General features: G+C 68.8%; 13 protein-coding genes and 1 pseudogene. 6 read left to right on the forward strand and 8 right to left on the reverse strand.

Annotated elements, in window-relative coordinates:
* The first annotated feature begins 25 nt into the window (after nt 1-25).
* Nucleotides 26-1,450 (forward strand): mycothione reductase, encoded by a 1,425-nt coding sequence (locus tag G341_RS0109825; RefSeq protein WP_018178961.1) that lies wholly within the window; start codon nt 26-28, stop codon nt 1,448-1,450.
* 12 nt (nt 1,451-1,462) lie between these two features.
* Here G341_RS0109825 and gatB read toward each other — a convergent pair whose 3' ends face one another.
* From gatB to G341_RS0109845, 4 genes are all read right to left on the reverse strand, one after another.
* Entirely contained in the window at nt 1,463-2,962 is a 1,500-nt protein-coding gene (gatB, locus tag G341_RS0109830) for an Asp-tRNA(Asn)/Glu-tRNA(Gln) amidotransferase subunit GatB (RefSeq protein ID WP_018178962.1), read from the reverse strand.
* A gap of 128 nt (nt 2,963-3,090) precedes the next feature.
* Nucleotides 3,091-4,125 (reverse strand): ATP-dependent 6-phosphofructokinase, encoded by a 1,035-nt coding sequence (locus tag G341_RS0109835; RefSeq protein WP_026303479.1) that lies wholly within the window; start codon nt 4,123-4,125, stop codon nt 3,091-3,093.
* A gap of 52 nt (nt 4,126-4,177) precedes the next feature.
* Entirely contained in the window at nt 4,178-4,831 is a 654-nt protein-coding gene (locus tag G341_RS0109840; protein WP_018178964.1) for a response regulator, read from the reverse strand.
* A 9-nt stretch (nt 4,832-4,840) separates the two neighbouring features.
* Nucleotides 4,841-6,112, reverse strand: a complete 1,272-nt coding sequence (locus G341_RS0109845) for a sensor histidine kinase (RefSeq protein ID WP_162140709.1) — start codon at nt 6,110-6,112, stop codon at nt 4,841-4,843.
* A gap of 166 nt (nt 6,113-6,278) precedes the next feature.
* On the opposite strand from G341_RS0109845, the gene G341_RS0109850 reads away from it, so the two are divergent.
* Together G341_RS0109850 and G341_RS0109855 are read left to right on the forward strand one after the other, a co-directional pair.
* Nucleotides 6,279-6,878: a hypothetical protein gene (locus tag G341_RS0109850; RefSeq protein ID WP_026303481.1), complete on the forward strand. Its 600-nt coding sequence runs from the start codon at nt 6,279-6,281 to the stop codon at nt 6,876-6,878.
* Nucleotides 6,875-8,191 carry an alpha/beta-hydrolase family protein gene (locus tag G341_RS0109855; protein WP_026303482.1) on the forward strand — a complete coding sequence of 439 codons (1,317 nt, stop codon included), beginning with the start codon at nt 6,875-6,877 and terminating at the stop codon, nt 8,189-8,191. Before G341_RS0109850 ends, G341_RS0109855 begins: the two co-directional genes overlap by 4 nt.
* On the opposite strand, the gene gatA is transcribed toward G341_RS0109855, so the two are convergent.
* Entirely contained in the window at nt 8,161-9,654 is a 1,494-nt protein-coding gene (gatA, locus tag G341_RS0109860; protein WP_018178968.1) for an Asp-tRNA(Asn)/Glu-tRNA(Gln) amidotransferase subunit GatA, read from the reverse strand. The two genes, G341_RS0109855 and gatA, sit on opposite strands and share 31 nt — an antisense overlap.
* Nucleotides 9,651-9,950 carry an Asp-tRNA(Asn)/Glu-tRNA(Gln) amidotransferase subunit GatC gene (gene gatC, locus G341_RS0109865; RefSeq protein WP_018178969.1) on the reverse strand — a complete coding sequence of 100 codons (300 nt, stop codon included), beginning with the start codon at nt 9,948-9,950 and terminating at the stop codon, nt 9,651-9,653. The genes gatA and gatC overlap by 4 nt, the downstream gene beginning before the upstream one ends.
* 166 nt (nt 9,951-10,116) lie before the next feature.
* Between gatC and G341_RS21670 the strand changes: the two are divergent.
* Nucleotides 10,117-10,434, forward strand: a pseudogene (locus tag G341_RS21670) (YbjQ family protein); the annotation flags it as partial.
* Between the two features lie 213 nt (nt 10,435-10,647).
* Complete coding sequence (locus G341_RS0109875; RefSeq protein WP_018178971.1) at nt 10,648-11,253, forward strand: ACT domain-containing protein; 606 nt, start codon at nt 10,648-10,650, stop codon at nt 11,251-11,253.
* 48 nt (nt 11,254-11,301) lie between these two features.
* Here the strand turns inward: G341_RS0109875 and ligA are convergent, their stop codons facing one another.
* Both ligA and G341_RS0109885 read right to left on the reverse strand, forming a co-directional pair.
* Entirely contained in the window at nt 11,302-13,458 is a 2,157-nt protein-coding gene (gene ligA / locus G341_RS0109880) for an NAD-dependent DNA ligase LigA (protein WP_018178972.1), read from the reverse strand.
* Between the two features lie 63 nt (nt 13,459-13,521).
* A complete protein-coding gene (locus G341_RS0109885; RefSeq protein WP_018178973.1) occupies nt 13,522-14,781 on the reverse strand; it encodes a GAF domain-containing protein in 1,260 nt (419 codons plus the stop codon).
* 134 nt (nt 14,782-14,915) lie between these two features.
* Here G341_RS0109885 and G341_RS0109890 point away from each other — a divergent pair, with 134 nt between their 5' ends.
* Nucleotides 14,916-16,742, forward strand: a complete 1,827-nt coding sequence (locus tag G341_RS0109890; protein ID WP_018178974.1) for a flavin-containing monooxygenase — start codon at nt 14,916-14,918, stop codon at nt 16,740-16,742.
* Nucleotides 16,743-16,792 lie beyond the last annotated feature (50 nt).

The following is a 16,792-nucleotide window of genomic DNA, read 5'->3' on the forward strand; positions in this document are numbered from 1 at the left end:
TAATTCCGCGAGTAGCGTCGGCCGGGTGAACGCATCCCAGTCAGCGCCGAACAACGCATACGACCTGATCATCGTCGGGTCGGGCAGCGGAAATTCCATCCCCGACAGTCGATTCGACGATTGGTCCATCGCCATCGTCGATCAGGGAACCTTCGGCGGCACCTGCCTGAATGTCGGCTGCATACCGACCAAGATGTTCGTCTACCCCGCCGACCGCGCCGCCGATGCCCGCGACAGCAGCCGCCTCGGTGTCGATTGCGGAGCCGTCGAGACCCATTGGGAGAAGATCCGCGACCGCGTCTTCGGGCGAGTCGACGCCATCGCGGCAAACGGCCTGCACTACCGACAGGACGATTGCGACAACATCGACGTCTATCAGCAGCATGCGCAGTTCGTCGCGCCACGCGACGACGACACCGGGCTCATCCGGCTGCGGCTGGCCGACGGGACGATCCTCGCCGCCCGGCGGGTGGTGCTGGCGGCCGGCTCCCGCCCGGCGGTTCCGCCGGCAATCGCCCACAGTGGCGCAACCTTCCACACGAACGACACCATCATGCGGCTGCCGCGGCTCCCCGAACACATCGTGATCGTCGGGTCGGGCGCCATCGCCGCCGAGTTCGCGCACGTATTCGGCGATCTCGGATCACGAGTCACCGTGGTCGCCCGCGGCGATCATTTTCTGCGATCGCACGACGAGACGGTGAGTGCGCGCTTCACCGAAATCGCCACCGCCCGCTGGGATGTTCGGTTCTCGACCGAGGTTGTCGGCGCATCGGATACCGACGACGGCGTCGACATCGAGCTATCCGACGGAAGCCGGATAACCGCCGACGTCATGCTCGTCGCCACCGGCCGCATTCCCAACGGTGACCGTCTCGACCTCGCGAAAGTCGGTCTCACGCTCGATGACTCGGGCCGGGTACCGGTCGACCGGTACCAGCGAACCGCCGCCCACAACATCTACGCGCTCGGGGACGTCAGCTCGCCGTACATGCTGAAACACGTCGCCAATCATGAATCGCGGGTCGCCGCACGTAACCTCCTCGACTACTGGGACTCGCCGACCGCCGTCACCGATCACCGTGCGGTCCCGGATGCCGTCTTCACCTGGCCGCAGGTCGCCGCGGTCGGGCTCACCGAGGCCCAGGCACGCGAGGCCGGACTCGATATCGCGGTGGCCGTGAAGGCGTATGGCGATGTGGCCTACGGATGGGCGATGGACGATAGCGAAGGGCTGTGCAAGCTCATCGCCGATCGACATACCGGCACACTGGTCGGCGCGCACATCGTGGGCGAACAGGCGTCCACTCTTATCCAGACGCCTACGACTGCCATGAGCTTCGACATTCCGGTCGCCGATCTGGCACGCGGTCAATACTGGCCGCATCCGGCGTTGCAGGAGGTCATCGAGAACGCCCTCTTGGAGCTGGGCCTCGACAACGCGGGCTGAACCCGCGCGCTGTTACTCGCAGGCCGCGAGGACGAGCTCCTTGACCCGGGCCGGATCAGCCTGTCCGCGAGTGGCTTTCATGACATCACCGACGATCTTGCCTGCGGCCTGCACCTTGCCGCTGCGGATCTTCTCGGCGATATCCGGATTCGCGGCCAGCGCCTCATCGACCGCCTTCTGCAGGGCCGAATCGTCGCGGACTACCTCGAGCCCGCGATCGGCGACGATCTGCTCCGGCTCGCCCTCGCCGTCGAGAACGGCGACGACGACCTGCTGCGCCAGCTTGTTGGTCAGCTTGCCCTCGTCGACCAGGCCGATCACGGTCGCCACCTGGCGTGGGGTGATCGCCAGCCCGGACAGCTCGACCTCCCGCGAATTCGCTTGCTGGGCAAGGAAAGAGACCCACCAGCTGCGCGCGGCCTCCGGCTTCGCGCCCGCATCGACGGTCGCGATGATCAGATCGATGGCGCCGACGTTCACCAGGTCGCGCATCACCTCGTCGGACACGCCCCACTCGGCCTGGATTCGCGCCCGGCGCACCCACGGCAGCTCGGGCAGCGTGCCCCGCAGCTCCTCGACCCATGCCGAATCGGGCTGCACCGGAACCAGATCCGGCTCCGGGAAGTAGCGGTAGTCCTCGGCGGTCTCCTTGCGGCGACCGGCCGAGGTACTGCCATCCGCCTCCTGGAAGTGCCGCGTCTCCTGGATGATCTCGCCGCCCGACTGCAGGACGGCGCCCTGCCGGCACATCTCGTACCGCACGGCCACCTCGACGCTCTTGAGCGAGTTGACGTTCTTGGTCTCGGTCCGGGTGCCGAATTCGCCTGCGTCCTTGGCCATCAGCGACACGTTCGCGTCGCAGCGCAGCGAGCCCTGATCCATCCGAACATCCGAGACGTCCAGCGCCTTGAGCAGATCGCGCAGTGCCGTCACGTACGCGCGGGCGACCTCGGGGGCGCGCTCGCCCGCACCGACGATCGGCTTGGTGACGATCTCGACCAGCGGCACGCCGGCCCGGTTGTAGTCCAGCAGTGAGTAGCTCGCCCCGTGGATACGGCCGCTGCCGCCCATGTGCAGCGACTTGCCGGTGTCCTCTTCCATGTGCGCGCGCTCGATCTCGACCCGCCACTCGGTGCCGTCGTCGAGCACCACGTCCAGGTAGCCGTCGAACGCGATCGGCTCGTCGTACTGGCTGATCTGGTAGTTCTTCGGCTGGTCCGGGTAGAAGTAGTTCTTGCGCGCGAACTGGCTGGACGGCCGGATCGAGCAGTTCAGCGCGAGGCCAATGCGGATCGCCGATTCGATCGCCTTGGCGTTGGCGACCGGCAGCGCCCCGGGGAAGCCGAGGCACACGGGGCACACCTGGGTGTTCGGCTCGGCGCCGAACGCGGTGGCGCAGCCGCAGAACATCTTGGTGACGGTGCCCAGTTCGACGTGCACCTCCATACCCATGACCGGGTCGAAGGCGGCGATGACGTCGTCGTAGTCCATGAGCTCGGCGGTCGCAGTCATGCCGACGAGTCTAGTGCCGCACCACCAGCCGATTGCAGTCGGTCACGCTGCTCAAACCGTGGGCATACGGAGGTGCGGTGGACGTAGTGTCAACCGCCGCCCGCTATGCCCACGGTTTGAGTAATGGCTCAACCGAAGAACGCCGCCGCATCTCGGTAACGAGACTCCGGCACCAGCTTGAGCTGCTTGGTCGCCTCGGCCAGCGGCACCAGGCCGATCTCCTCGCCGCGCAGGCTGACCATCATCCCGTAGTCGCCGTTGTGGGCGGCATCGGCGGCGTTGACGCCGAACCGGGTCGCCAGCACCCGGTCGAACGGCGTCGGCGTACCACCACGCTGCACATGACCGAGCACGGTGACCCGCACCTCCTTGTTGATCCGGTTCTCGATCTCGATCGCCAGCTGATGCGCGACCCCGGTGAACCGCTCGTGACCGAACTCGTCGACCCCGCCCTCCCGCAGCGACATCGCGCTGTCGTCGGCCGGCTTGGCGCCCTCGGCGACGACGCAGATGAAATGCTTCTCGCCCCGCTGGAAGCGCCGTTTCACCTGGCGACAGACCTCTTCGACATCGAAGGGCTGCTCCGGGATCAGCACCATATGCGCCCCGGACGCGATGCCGGAGTTCAGCGCGATCCAACCGGCGTGCCGGCCCATCACCTCCACCAGCATCACGCGCTGATGCGACTCGGCCGTGGAATGCAGCCGGTCGATCGCGCCGGTCGCCACCTCCAGCGCCGTGTCGAAGCCGAAGGTCAGGTCGGTGCAGTCGATGTCGTTGTCGATCGTCTTGGGCACCCCGACGACCGGTACCCCTTCGTTCGACAGCCAGGTCGCCGCGGTCAGCGTGCCCTCGCCGCCGATCGGGATCAGCACGTCGATCCCGTTGTCGTCCAACGTTTGCCGGATCTGGTCGAGCCCGACGCGAAGCTGATCCGGATGGGTGCGCGCGGTGCCGAGGATCGTGCCGCCCTTGGTCAGCAGGCGGTCGTTGCGGTCGTCGGCGGCCAGATGCACCCGGCGGTCTTCCAGCAGGCCGCGCCAGCCGTCGAGGAAACCGACCACCGCCGAGCCGTATCGCACCTCGCTGGTGCGCACGACCGCCCTGATGACGGCATTCAGCCCGGGGCAGTCGCCCCCGCCGGTGAGCACTCCGATCCGCATGAAACCCATTGTGGGCCCCCGCGGTGCACACCGCAGTCCATGCCGGACATCGTCATCGCACGCCGTGCTCGAAGGCGAACACCACCGCCTGGACGCGATCGCGCAGCTGCAGTTTGCCCAACACGCTGCTGACGTGGGTCTTCACCGTCTGCTCGGAGACGAACAGCTCACCGGCGATCTCGGCATTCGACCGGCCGTGCGCGACATGCTCGAGCACTTCGCGCTCGCGCGGGGTCAACGCCTGCAGCAACGGCGACGGTTCGGTTCGGGCCGGTCGGCGGCTGGTCATCTCGGCGATCATCCGGGCGGTGATCGACGGCGCCAACAGCGCATCCCCGGCCGCGACGACGCGGACCGCCCGCACCAGCTCGTCAGCCGGGGCGTCTTTGAGCAGGAATCCCGAGGCGCCCAGCCGCAGCGCCTCGTACACGTAGTCGTCGATGTCGAAGGTGGTTAGCATCAGCACCTTCGACGACACCTTCGCCGGGCCGGAGAGCAGTTCGCCGGTGGCGGCCAGGCCGTCCAGCACCGGCATCCGGACGTCCATGAGCACGACATCTGGTCGCAGTCGGCGCACGCCGTCGACCGCGGCGCGACCGTCGGGCGCGTCGCCGATCACGGAGAGGTCCGGCTGAGCGGCGAGCAGGGCCCCGAATCCCTGGCGCACCATGGCCTGATCGTCGGCGATGAAGACTGTCGTCGGCACCCGGCCAGCCTACGACTGCTGCGGCCGGGCCGGCAGGATCGCCGTCACCCGGAAGCCGCCGCCGTCGACCGCACTCGCCGACAACTGGCCGCCCACCGCGTGTGCGCGTTCGGTCATTCCCGTGATGCCATGGCCGCCAACGACTTCCAGGCTTTCGACGTCCGTGGCGGCTGCGGTGTTCGCGACCGCCAGATGCACCATGTCGCCGATGCGGTCGAGGGTGACCGATACCGATGCCCCCGGGGCATGTCGGGCCGCATTGGCGAGCGACTCCTGCACGATCCGGTACGCGACCAGTCCCGTCGCTTCCGACACCGACGACAACTCAACCGTGTGCCGATAGTCGACCGTGACCCCGGCACCCTGCGTGGAGGCCACCACATCACCGATGTCGTCGAGCCCCGGGCTGGGCGCGGTCTCCGGGGCGTCGGCGACGGCACCGTCGGGGCCGTACGTCGGTCGCAGCACGCCGAGCATCGCGCGCACCTCGTCGAGCGCCTCCCGGGCCACCCCCGCGATCGCCTCGAATTCTGCCACGGCCTCGTCACTGACACCGGCGATCCGGTAGCGCGCGGTCTGCGATTGCACCACCACGACCGACATCTTGTGCGCCACGACGTCGTGCAGGTCGCGGGCGATCCGGGCGCGCTCGGCGAGGATCGCGTTCTCCGACGAAACCGCCTCCGTACGTTCGGTTTCCGCGGCAAGATCGCTGCGGGAGCGGACGACCGCGCGCAGCAGTACCGCGAACACGACCAGCACCGACATCCCGGCGAACCAGCCGACCCGGGCACCATCCGGCGCCACGGCCGTCATCGTCAACGCGGACCCGATCCACACCGCCGGCACCATCGCCAGCGGTGCCCGCAGCACCGCCAGCGCGGTCAACACCATCAGTTCGATGATGTGCGGCACCTGGATTCCGAATTGATACTCGCCGACGGGGTCGAACGCGAGCCACATACCGATCGCCCCGACCACCGAGATCCCCCAGCCCAGCACCGGATTCGCCCAGGCCAGCGCTATCGGGAAGGCCACAATCGCCGCGATCAGCGGCCGCAGCGGCATCATCACGTCGTGCGTCTGCCCCATGGTGGCCCAGGTGACCGGGTACATCACCAGCAGCGCGATCGCGAAGAACACGATATTGGTCCGGCGCCGGAAGAATCCGCTGACCACCGGGTCGGCCGCGATCGGCAGCCGTCGGATCTCCGCGACGATGTCGCGTCCCAGCGTCCGCAGCGGCCGCGGCACCAGGACCCGCGAAAGAGTCTGTTTCACCCGATCCACGGTAGATGTCCCGCTCCACCCGGGCCTCATACTCGCGGGGGATATTCCGCCAATACCGGCGAGGTAGCCGCCGCCACATCCTCCCCACCGAGGGCCAGTCGGTATTCGCTCGGTCGCCCGATCCGGCCCGGCGCACTCGATTCCTAGCGTCGATCCCATGCGACCACGAGCAGCAGCCATGACGGCCCGAATAGTGTTGTGCACCTTCCTGATCCTCATCATCGCGGCGGTCAGCGCCCCGGTCGGCGCCGCCGCGGTGACCTTGGCACCGGCGACGAGCGACCTCCGAACACCGGCCGGTCGCGCGATCACCGCCCTGCTGTCCGACCATCCCGATCGGGCGATCGCGATGCTGCCCGGTGATTTCGAGCATCGGATCGGCTACCGACCGGTGCTCATCGACGGCACCCCGGCGAATCCGGACGGCGGCTGTTCGTCCCCGGTGCCGCTGCCCGGCCGGTTCGAACCACTGTGCAAGACACACGATCTCGGATACGACCTGCTGAGGTATGCCGGACTGACCGGCCAGCCGCTCGGCGGCTGGGCACGTAAAGGACTGGACGCGATGCTGGTCCGGCGTATGCGGGCGGTCTGTCACGATCCGCTGTGCCGGCAGTCGGCCGAGCTCGCGGAGATCGGGTTGCGGTTCAACACCTGGCGCCAGGACTCGGGGGTCCCGGTCGCCGAAACGCCGGTCGATCTGGTGACGACAACGGTCGGGCGAATTGCTCTGGCCGCGACGGGGTGGGTCCGATGATCCGTCTCCCGCATCCCGCAACCACCGCCGGCGCGATGGCCGGATCATGGATCGCGCTGGCGCCCAGCCTGTTACCGCGCTCGGCCGCGGTCGAGGCCGGAATACTGATCCTGCTCACCGCGATCGGAGCGCTGGCCGGCGGCGCGATCGCGCTGGCAGGTCCGCGGCGCTGGCGCCGGCTCGACGGTGGGTCCCGGCGATGGGCGCTGGGCATCGCGATGGGCCTCGGCATCGCGGGCGTCACGCAGGCCGTGCACTGGCAGAACGCCCTCCGAGCCGCGCTGCCGGCACCGCAGGTCGATGCCGGCTGGATCGCGGCCACCGCGATCGCACCGGTCATCACCCTCACGGTCGGCATGCTCGTCACCCACGCTGCCGCCGCAGCCGCGCGATGGTTGTGGGAGCGGCACCGCATGGTCACCGGTGCGATCGCCGCCGCGGTCGGCGTCCTGGCCGCCGCCGTCCCGGGCGTCGCCTCGGCCGCCACGACTGCGGCCGCACCGCACAGCACCGTCGCCGCGGACTTCCGGTCAGCGGCCGCGCGTCCGGGGTCGCTGCGCGTCTATGAGCCGATCACGTCGGCGCCGTACCCGGATCGGGCCCGGAATCTGGTGCGGCAGTGGGAATCGCGCGGCGGCATGCAGCGCCGAGCCGTGGTGATCGCGGTACCCACCGGATCGGGCTGGGTCGACGGCGACGCGCTGGCCGGGTTCGAGCAGCGGTTCGACGGTGATGTCGGGGTACTCGCCATGCAGTACGCCGACGAACCGAGCTGGCGCGCCTTCGTGGGCGGTACCGGGCCCGCGCGGGAGAGCTCGACGGCGCTCGCCCGCGCGGTGGTCGCCGCCGTGAAATCGACGGAACCGCACCATCGTCCGGCGGTCTACATCTACGGCCAGAGCCTGGGCGCGATCGGCGCCGACGCCGCCCGCAGCGCCGTCACCACGGACGGCGACGCGGCCGTGATCTGCCAGACCGTGCTCGCCGGACCGCCTGCAGGCACGGTGCGCCGCCACGATCCGGACACGCTCTACCTGCTCAACGGCAGCGATCCGGTGACGCACTGGCGGCCGTCAATCATCTGGTCGCCGCCGACCGACCCCGCTGCGGCCTCGCACGATCTGCCGCGGCCGCGCTGGCTACCGCTGGTGAGTTTCCTGAGCACCAGCGCAGACCTGTTGGGCGCGTTGTCCTTTCCTGCCGGACACGGCCATCAGTACGGGACCGAGCAGGGCACGCGGGTCCGCGGCTGCGCGGCTGGGGCACCCGGCCGCGGAGTGGTTCAGCCGATCGGGCCGCGGGCCGCCTCGTAGGCCGCACCCACCCGGTACAGCCGGTCGTCGGCCAGCGCCGGCGCCATGATCTGCAGGCCGACCGGCATGCCATCGTCCGCCGACGTGCCCGACGGCACCGACATCGCGCACACGCCGGCCAGGTTTACCGGCAGGGTGCACAGGTCGAACAGGTACATCGCCAGCGGATCGTCGGCCTTCTCACCGATGGTGAAGGCGGTCGTCGGCGTGGTCGGCGAGATCAGCACGTCCACCGACTCGTAGGCCTTGGCGAAGTCGCGCGCGATCAGCGTGCGCACCTTCAGCGCCTGGCCGTAGTAAGCGTCGTAGTAGCCGGCCGACAGCGCGTAGGTGCCGATGATGATGCGGCGCTTGACCTCCGGGCCGAAACCGGCGGCCCGCGTCGCGGCCATCACCTGCTCGGCGCTGTGCTCGCCGTCGTCCGAGACGCGCAGGCCGTAGCGCATAGCGTCGAAACGCGCGAGGTTGCTCGACACCTCCGACGGCAGGATCAGGTAGTAGGCGCCCAGCGCGTAGGTGAAGTGCGGGCAGGAGACCTCGACGATCTCGGCGCCGCGTTCCTTGAGCTGCCCGACAGCGGCGTTGAACGACGCCAGGACGCCCGGCTGATAGCCCTCGCCCTGCAGCTCCGTGACCACGCCCACCTTGACGCCGGAGAGATCCTGCTGCGCACCGGTTTTCGCGGCCGCAACGATATCGGGAATCGCGGCGTCGATGGAGGTCGAGTCGGCCGGGTCGTGACCGGCGATCACCTGATGCAGCAGCGCGGTGTCGAGCACGGTGCGGCCGCACGGGCCGCCCTGATCCAGCGACGACGCGCAGGCGACGAGGCCGTAGCGCGAGACGGTGCCATAGGTCGGCTTCACGCCGACGGTCGCGGTGACCGCCGCGGGCTGGCGAATCGAGCCACCCGTGTCGGTGCCGATCGCCAGCGGCGCCTGGTACGACGCCAGCGCGGCCGCGCTACCGCCACCCGAGCCGCCCGGGATCTTGGTGGTATCCCAAGGGTTTCGCGTCACCTGATATGCGGAGTTCTCGGTCGAGCTGCCCATCGCGAACTCGTCCATGTTGGTCTTGCCGAGGATCGGGATGCCGGCGCCGCGCAGCTTGCCGGTGAGCGTCGCGTCATACGGCGACATCCAGCCCTCGAGGATCTTCGACCCGCAGGTGGTCGGCGCGTCGGTGGTGGTGAACACGTCTTTGAGCGCGATCGGCACACCGGCGAGCGGCGACAGGGTCTCGCCGGCGGCGACGGCCTTGTCCACATCGGCTGCGGCCGCGAGCGCGGCCTCGGAGCCGACGTGCAGGAAGGCGCCGAGGTCGCCGTCGACCTCCGCGATGCGATCCAGATGCGCCTGGGTCGCCTCGACCGCCGACACTTCCTTGGCCGTGATCTTCGCGGCGAGGTCGCTGGCGTCGAGTCCGGTGATGCCCTCCGGACGGGCCGGCTGCTGTGCGGTCACTGCTCGTCTCCCAGGATCTGCGGAACCTTGAATCGCTGCTGCTCGACGGCCGGGGCGCCGGACAGCGCCTCGTCGGCGGTCAGGCAGGCACCGGCGACGTCCTCGCGGACGACGTTGGCCACCGGGACCGGGTGCGCCGTCGGCGGCACATCATCCGCCGCGACCTGCGCCACCGAGGAGACGTGACCGAGGATCGCGTCCAGCTGGGGAGCGAAATGGTCCAGTTCCTCGGTCGTCAATTCCAGGCGCGCGAGATGCGCCAGATGCGCTACCTCGTCTCGCGAAATCCCTGACACGGCGCAGCCCCTTTCGGCCCAGTGGTCTTGTCAAACTCGATCGGGCTCTGCTGCAGCCCGGCGGATCGCCATTCAGCCTAGTGGTCGGCTGTTCGGCCGATAGCAGCCCTGCCGTCCCTGCGTAGAAGCACTGCCGCCGGGCGGTGGTGTCGGTAGTCTTGTCGCCATGCTGATCGTGACCACCAACGATGTCCCTGGCTACCGGATCGCCGCCACATTCGGCGAATGCTTCGGCCTGACCGTCCGTTCCCGCAACGCGTTCTCCAATATCGGCGCGGGCTTCAAGGCGATGGCCGGCGGTGAGCTCAAGGGCATCACCCAGCTGCTGCATGACTGCCGTCAGGAGGCGTTGCAGCGGCTGGCCACCGAGGCCGGTCAGCGCGGGGCCAACGCCGTGGTGGCGTTCCGCTTCGAGACCACCGAGTACGGCGGGTCCGCGGTCGAGGTGTGCGCCTACGGCACCGCAGTCGGCATCGAGCCGATCGGCGGGGGCCCCGTCCCGCCCGCCGCGGTCAACCAGCAGGCCGGGCCGCCGCCCCAGATGACTCCGCCCCAGGGTCCGCCGCCGGGATACCCGGGCGGCCCGCACCCCCAGGGCGGCCAGCCCCAGGGCCCGCCCGCCCCACAGCAGTAGGCGGTGTCGTACCTACTACGCGTCCACCTGCAAGACCGCCCGGGCAGCCTGGGCCTCCTGGCAATGTCGCTGGGATCGGTCGGTGCCGACATCTTGTCGCTGGACGTCGTCGAACGCGGAGACGGCTACGCCATCGATGATGTGGTGGTCGAGGTGCCCCGGACATCGCTGCCGGACACCCTGATCACCGCGTCCGAGAAGGTCGACGGTGTCACCGTCGAATCGATCCGGCCGTATACCGGCGTGCTGGAGACGCATCGCGAGCTCGAGCTCATCGACCATGTGGCGTCCGCCGGCGCACAGCGACTGCAGGCGCTGGTGGACAACACTCCCCGCGTGCTGCGGGTGTCGTGGAGCATGATCGTCGCCCGCTCCGGTGGCGGGGTGCTGCAGCTCTTCGCCAGCCCGGCCGCGCCGGAGACGCCGCTGCAGCAGGCCGACTGGCTGCCGCTCGCCGCACCCACCGAGCTGGACGGATCGGCCGACTGGGTGCCGCAGACATGGCGTGACATCGACACCCGGCTCGCCGCGTCGCCGATCGGCGGCGGCGAATCCGGCACGGCCGAGAAGGCGCTGCTGCTCGGCCGACCGGGCGGACCGGAGTTCCTGCCGGCCGAGATCGCCCGCCTCGGCTATCTCACCCGAATCGTCTCGACCCTGATCGCCTGAGCCGGATCCCGCGGCGAGCTCATCGCCCGACCGCACACGGCCCGGCGTCTACTCGGCGTCGGGCTCCGGCGCGGCGTCCTCCTCCGGCTCGATCTCCGGAAGTTCGCCGGCCAGAAGGAGTTTGAAGCCGTCCTCGTCAAGGATCGGCACGCCCAGCTGCTCGGCCTTGGCCGCCTTCGACCCCGGGGCATCGCCGACGACCACGTAGTCGGTCTTCTTCGAGACCGAACCGGATGCCTTGCCGCCGCGGACGAGGATCGCCTCCTTCGCCCCGTCGCGGGAGAAGTCCTGCAGCGAGCCGGTGACCACGATCGTCTTGCCCTCGAGAGTCCGCTCGATCGATTCATCGCGCTCGTCGGCGGTGCGCACCCCGGCCGCCGTCCACTTGTCGACGATCTCCTGATGCCAGTCGACGGCAAACCAGTCGACGATGCTCTGCGCCAACGCATTTCCGACGCCGTCGACTTCGGCGAGCCTCTCGACGGTCGCCTCGCGGATGGCGGCGAGATCGCCGAATTCGGTGGCCAGCGCCCGCGCCGCGGCCGGGCCGACATGCCGGATCGACAGCGCCACCAGCACCCTCCAGAGCGGAGTGTCCTTGGCGGACTGCAGATTCGCCAGCAGCCGCTGACCGTTGGCCGAGAGCGCACCGTCCTTGGTGCGGTACAGATCAGTGCGCTGCAGATCGTCGGCGGTCAGCGCGAACAAGTCGCCCTCGTTGAAGATGACACCGGTACCAGGCGACCGGGAGCCGTCAGTCGCCGACTGCTCGGATGAACCGGCCGCGTCGACGGCTCCACTCGGGGAGCCCAGCAGCGCCGACGCACCCTCGTAGCCGAGCGCCTCGATATCGAAGGCACCGCGACCGGCCAGATAAAAGATCCGCTCCCGGCGCTGCGCGATGCAGGAATATGCGTTGGGGCAACGGATGTCGGCGTCGCCCTCCTTCTCGAAACGCAGCTCCGTACCGCATTCGGGGCAATGCGTCGGCATCACGAACTCGCGTTCGCTGCCGTCCCGGGTATCGACGACCGGACCCAGGATCTCGGGGATCACATCGCCGGCCTTGCGCAGCGTCACGGTGTCACCGATCAGGACGCCCTTGCGCTTCACCTCGGATGCGTTGTGCAGCGTCGCCGACGACACCGTCGACCCGGCCACGGTCACCGGCTTCATGTACGCATACGGCGTCACGCGACCGGTGCGTCCCACCCCGACCCGGATGTCGAGCAGCGTGGTGGTGACCTCCTCCGGCGGATACTTGTAGGCGATCGCCCACCGCGGGGCGCGACTGGTCGACCCGAGGCGCCGCTGAATGCCGAAGTCGTTGATCTTCACCACGATTCCGTCGATCTCATGCTCGACGTCGTGCCGGTGTTCGCCCCAGTAGGTGATCCGGTCGAGTACGGCGTCGGCCCCGCGCAGCGCCGCGGTATGCGACGACACCGGCAGACCCCATTCCGCCAGCGCGACATACGCATGGTGCAGGGTGTCGGGCGCCCAGCCCTCGATATGGCCGATGCCGTGACAGATCATGCCCAGCCGGCGCTGGGCGGTGATGGCCGGATTCTTCTGCCGCAGCGAACCGGCCGCCGAATTGCGCGGATTCGCGAACGGTGCCTTGCCCGCCTCCACCAGCGACGCGTTGAGCGCCTCGAAGTCGACGATGCGGAAGAACACCTCGCCGCGGACTTCGAGGACGGTCGGAATCGGAAAATCGTCGGTGGCCGTGAGCCGGTGCGGGATGTCGTCGATCGTCTTGGCGTTGAGCGTGACGTCCTCGCCGGTGCGGCCGTCACCGCGGGTCGCCCCGCGCACCAGCTCGCCGTCCCGATACACGAGATTGAGCGCGACGCCGTCGATCTTCAGCTCGCACAGGAACTCCGGCACGCTTCCGGCATCCTCGGACGTCTTGGTGATCCAGGAACGCATGTCGTCAGCGCTGAAGACGTTGTCCAGGGACATCATCCGCTGCAGGTGATCGACGGCCACGAAGTCGGTCGAGAACCCGCCGCCGACGAGCTTGGTCGGCGAGTCTGCCACCGCGAGTTCGGGATACTGCTCCTCGAGCCCCTCCAGCCGCCGCAGCAACGCATCGAACTCGCCATCGGTGATGATCGGAGCGTCTTTGACGTAGTAGCGGAACTGGTGATCGCGAACCTCGTCGGCGAGCTCGTTCCACTCCTGCTGGACCTGCGCATCCACTTCTGGCACGGACAGCAGCCTAGTCGGGATTGCCGACAGGCAGGAACGACATCTGCTCGTTGTTCAACCGAGCAGGCGCACCACGACGCCGTCGGCGAACCGGTAGGGCCGGGCTTCGATCAGGCCGGCCAGGACGCGCCGGAGCCGGGAGATCTCGGCGCGCACCGTGACGACGCGCGTCGGATCACCGAACAACGCCTGCGCAAGTTGTGCGGCCGATCTGCCGGCCGGGGCCGCGGCCAGCATCTCGAGGATCTGCGCGTGACGCGGCGACAGCGCGTGCCGCCAGGTGCCCCCGTCCCCAGCGACCACGACCTCGGCTGACCTGCCCGAGCGCACATCGAGGGTCACCGTCGTCGGCGACTCCTCGGCACGCGCACCGACCGGCTGCAACAGCCATCCGCCCGGCAGCGGATCGAGGAGGCAGCGTCCCAACTCCGGCAGCCAGGTCGTCGACTCATTCACCTGCGCCGGCAACGTGATTCGGCTGCGCGGCGCCATGTCGGACGCGGCGACCACCCAGCCGTCGACGTCGACCGCGACGCCCGGTCGGCCGAGCCGGGCCAGCATCGGCGACGCCAGCCTGCGCAATCGGTCGAGACCGAGCAGATGCGCCTCGCGCAGTTGGGATTCCGCGAGCCGCGCAACGGCCGCGACCAGCGCGACGGTCGTGGGATGCACCCCTGCGGCCGGCCCCGATACGTCGACCACGCCGAGTATCGCGCCGGTCCGCGCGTCCCGGATCGGGGCACCCGCACAGGTCCAGGCGTGGTGGCTGCGCACGAAATGCTCGGCCGAAAAGATCTGCACCGGCGCCCGGGCCGCCAGGGCCGTGCCGATCGCGTTGGTGCCGACCTGATGCTCTGCCCAGCCGGCGCCCGCAACGAAGCCGAGCCGGTCGGCCTGACCCAGCACGCGGGCCGATCCGTGCCGCCACAACACCCGGCCGTCCCGGTCGGCGACGACGAGGATGTTGTCGCCGCCGTCGATCAGTGGCGCCAGACCGGCGCCGATATCGTCGATCACCGCTTCGAGCCCCGATTCGCGACGCCGGCGATCGAGTTCGGACTCCTCGACGCGATCGCTCGGATCCGCATCGGGTCCCAGGCCCACCGCCCGCACCCGCTCCCACGACTCGCCGACAACGGTCCGCGGGCGCGCCGGCGGCCTGGCACCGGCCATCGTCGCGTCATAAACCCGCTCCAACAGCCGCGCGTATTCGCGGGGATCCTCCCCCGGTGCCACAGCGGTTTCAGCGGAATCCATCACGGCGGTCGTCCCTTCCGGGTTCGGACGGCGGCCGCCGAAGTCAGCGGCCTGCATCGCACTCTAAGCACCCCAACGTTGCAGAGCGTTGCATGCGACAACTCGTTGCAACCCCTCGCAACCCTTGTCGCGTCGGGCGTCAGAAGAGTGGTGTGGATCACAGCCATCCACCGGGACGCAAGGAGACGACCATGACCGTGACGCTCGAAGCCGATGTACAGGCCGGGCCGCAGCAGCGCGTCGAGACTTGGCTCGACCGCTTCGGGGCCGCGCTCGCGGCCCAGGACATCGCATCGGCCGCGAACCTGTTCTGCACCACCAGTTTCTGGCGCGACCTGGTGGCCTTCACCTGGAACCTGACGACGGTCGAGGGACGCGACGGGATCTCGGACATGCTCACGGAGCGCGTCGCCGATACCGTGCCGTCCGGATTTCGAACCAGCGAGCCCGCCACCGAGGAGGGCGGCGTGGTCAGCGCCTTCATCGAGTTCGAGACTCGTCTCGGCCGCGGCAAGGGCCATCTGCGGATCCGCGATGAAGACGGTGAAGACCGGGCCTGGACGCTGCTGACGACGCTGCGTGAACTCAAGGGATTCGAGGAAAGCCAGGGCGCGTCACGACCGCTCGGCGCGGTGCATGGCGCGCACAACTCCGCGCCCACCTGGGCGGAACGCCGGGAGGCGGAGGAGGCCGAACTCGGCCGCTCGGTGCAGCCGTACGTGCTGGTCATCGGCGGTGGACAGGGCGGCATCGCTCTCGGTGCCCGGCTGCGCCAGCTCGGCGTACCGGCGCTGGTCATCGACCGGCATGCGCGGCCCGGCGACCAGTGGCGGGGTCGCTACAAGTCGCTCTGTCTGCACGACCCGGTCTGGTACGACCACCTGCCGTACCTGCCGTTTCCTGCCAACTGGCCGGTATTCGCGCCGAAAGACAAGATCGGCGACTGGCTGGAGATGTACACGCGAGTGATGGAGGTGCCCTACTGGGGCTCGACCTCGGCGCTGTCCGCATCGTTCGACGACGACGCCGGGACCTGGACGGTCGAGGTCGACAAGGACGGCGAGAAGCTCACCCTGCACCCCGAGCAGCTGGTGCTCGCGACGGGCATGTCGGGAAAGCCGAATCGGCCGTCGTTCCCCGGAATGGATGTCTTCCGGGGCGAGCAGCAGCACTCCAGCGAGCATCCCGGTCCAGACGCCTACCGCGGCAAGCGGGTGGTGGTGATCGGCTCGAACAACTCGGCGCACGACATCTGTAAAGCGTTGTTCGAGAACGATGTCGACGTCACCATGGTGCAGCGCTCGTCCACACACATCGTGCGGTCATCGTCGCTGATGGAGCACGCCCTCGGCGACCTGTACAGCGAGCGCGCGGTGTCGGCCGGCATGACGACCGACAAGGCCGACATGACCTTCGCCTCGCTGCCGTATCGGATCATGCACGAGTTCCAGATCCCGGTATACGACAAGATCCGCGAGGTCGATGCCGACTTCTACGACCGGCTCACCAAGGCCGGATTCGAGCTCGACTACGGCGAGGACGGTTCGGGGCTGTTCATGAAATACCTGCGCCGCGGCTCCGGCTATTACATCGACGTCGGCGCCTCCGAGCTGGTCGCCGACGGATCGATCAAGCTGGCGCACGGCGACGTGGATCGGCTCACCGAGGACTCCGTGATCCTGTCGGACGGTACTGAACTGCCGGCCGATCTGGTCGTGTACGCCACCGGCTACGGATCGATGAACGGCTGGGCCGCCGATCTGATGGGTCAGGACGTCGCCGATCGGCTCGGCAAATGCTGGGGACTGGGCTCGGACACCGCCAAGGATCCCGGCCCCTGGGAGGGCGAGCAGCGCAACATGTGGAAGCCGACGCAGGTCCCGAACCTCTGGATGCACGGCGGGAATCTGCATCAGTCGCGCCACTACTCGCTGTACCTGGCACTGCAGCTGAAGGCGCGGTTCGAGGGGCTCGACACCCCCGTCTACCAGCTGGCACCGGTGCATCATCTGAGCTGACACCCGCCGAGAATCGGACAACGGGTGCGGCATCGTCCTAGTCTAGGACG

The sequence above is a fragment of the Jongsikchunia kroppenstedtii DSM 45133 genome (assembly GCF_000380485.1).
GTDB classification, from domain to species: domain Bacteria; phylum Actinomycetota; class Actinomycetes; order Mycobacteriales; family Mycobacteriaceae; genus Jongsikchunia; species Jongsikchunia kroppenstedtii.

What these genes read in the sequence shown, in the direction of transcription:
- gatB (WP_018178962.1), bottom strand. Translation starts at nt 2,962, where the DNA reads ATGACTGCGACCGCCGAGCTCATGGACTACGACGACGTCATCGCCGCC.
- G341_RS0109835 (WP_026303479.1), bottom strand. Translation starts at nt 4,125, where the DNA reads ATGCGGATCGGAGTGCTCACCGGCGGGGGCGACTGCCCCGGGCTGAAT.
- G341_RS0109850 (WP_026303481.1), top strand. Translation starts at nt 6,279, where the DNA reads ATGCGACCACGAGCAGCAGCCATGACGGCCCGAATAGTGTTGTGCACC.
- G341_RS0109855 (WP_026303482.1), top strand. Translation starts at nt 6,875, where the DNA reads ATGATCCGTCTCCCGCATCCCGCAACCACCGCCGGCGCGATGGCCGGA.
- G341_RS0109875 (WP_018178971.1), top strand. Translation starts at nt 10,648, where the DNA reads ATGTCGCTGGGATCGGTCGGTGCCGACATCTTGTCGCTGGACGTCGTC.
- G341_RS0109885 (WP_018178973.1), bottom strand. Translation starts at nt 14,781, where the DNA reads ATGCAGGCCGCTGACTTCGGCGGCCGCCGTCCGAACCCGGAAGGGACG.
- G341_RS0109890 (WP_018178974.1), top strand. Translation starts at nt 14,916, where the DNA reads ATGACCGTGACGCTCGAAGCCGATGTACAGGCCGGGCCGCAGCAGCGC.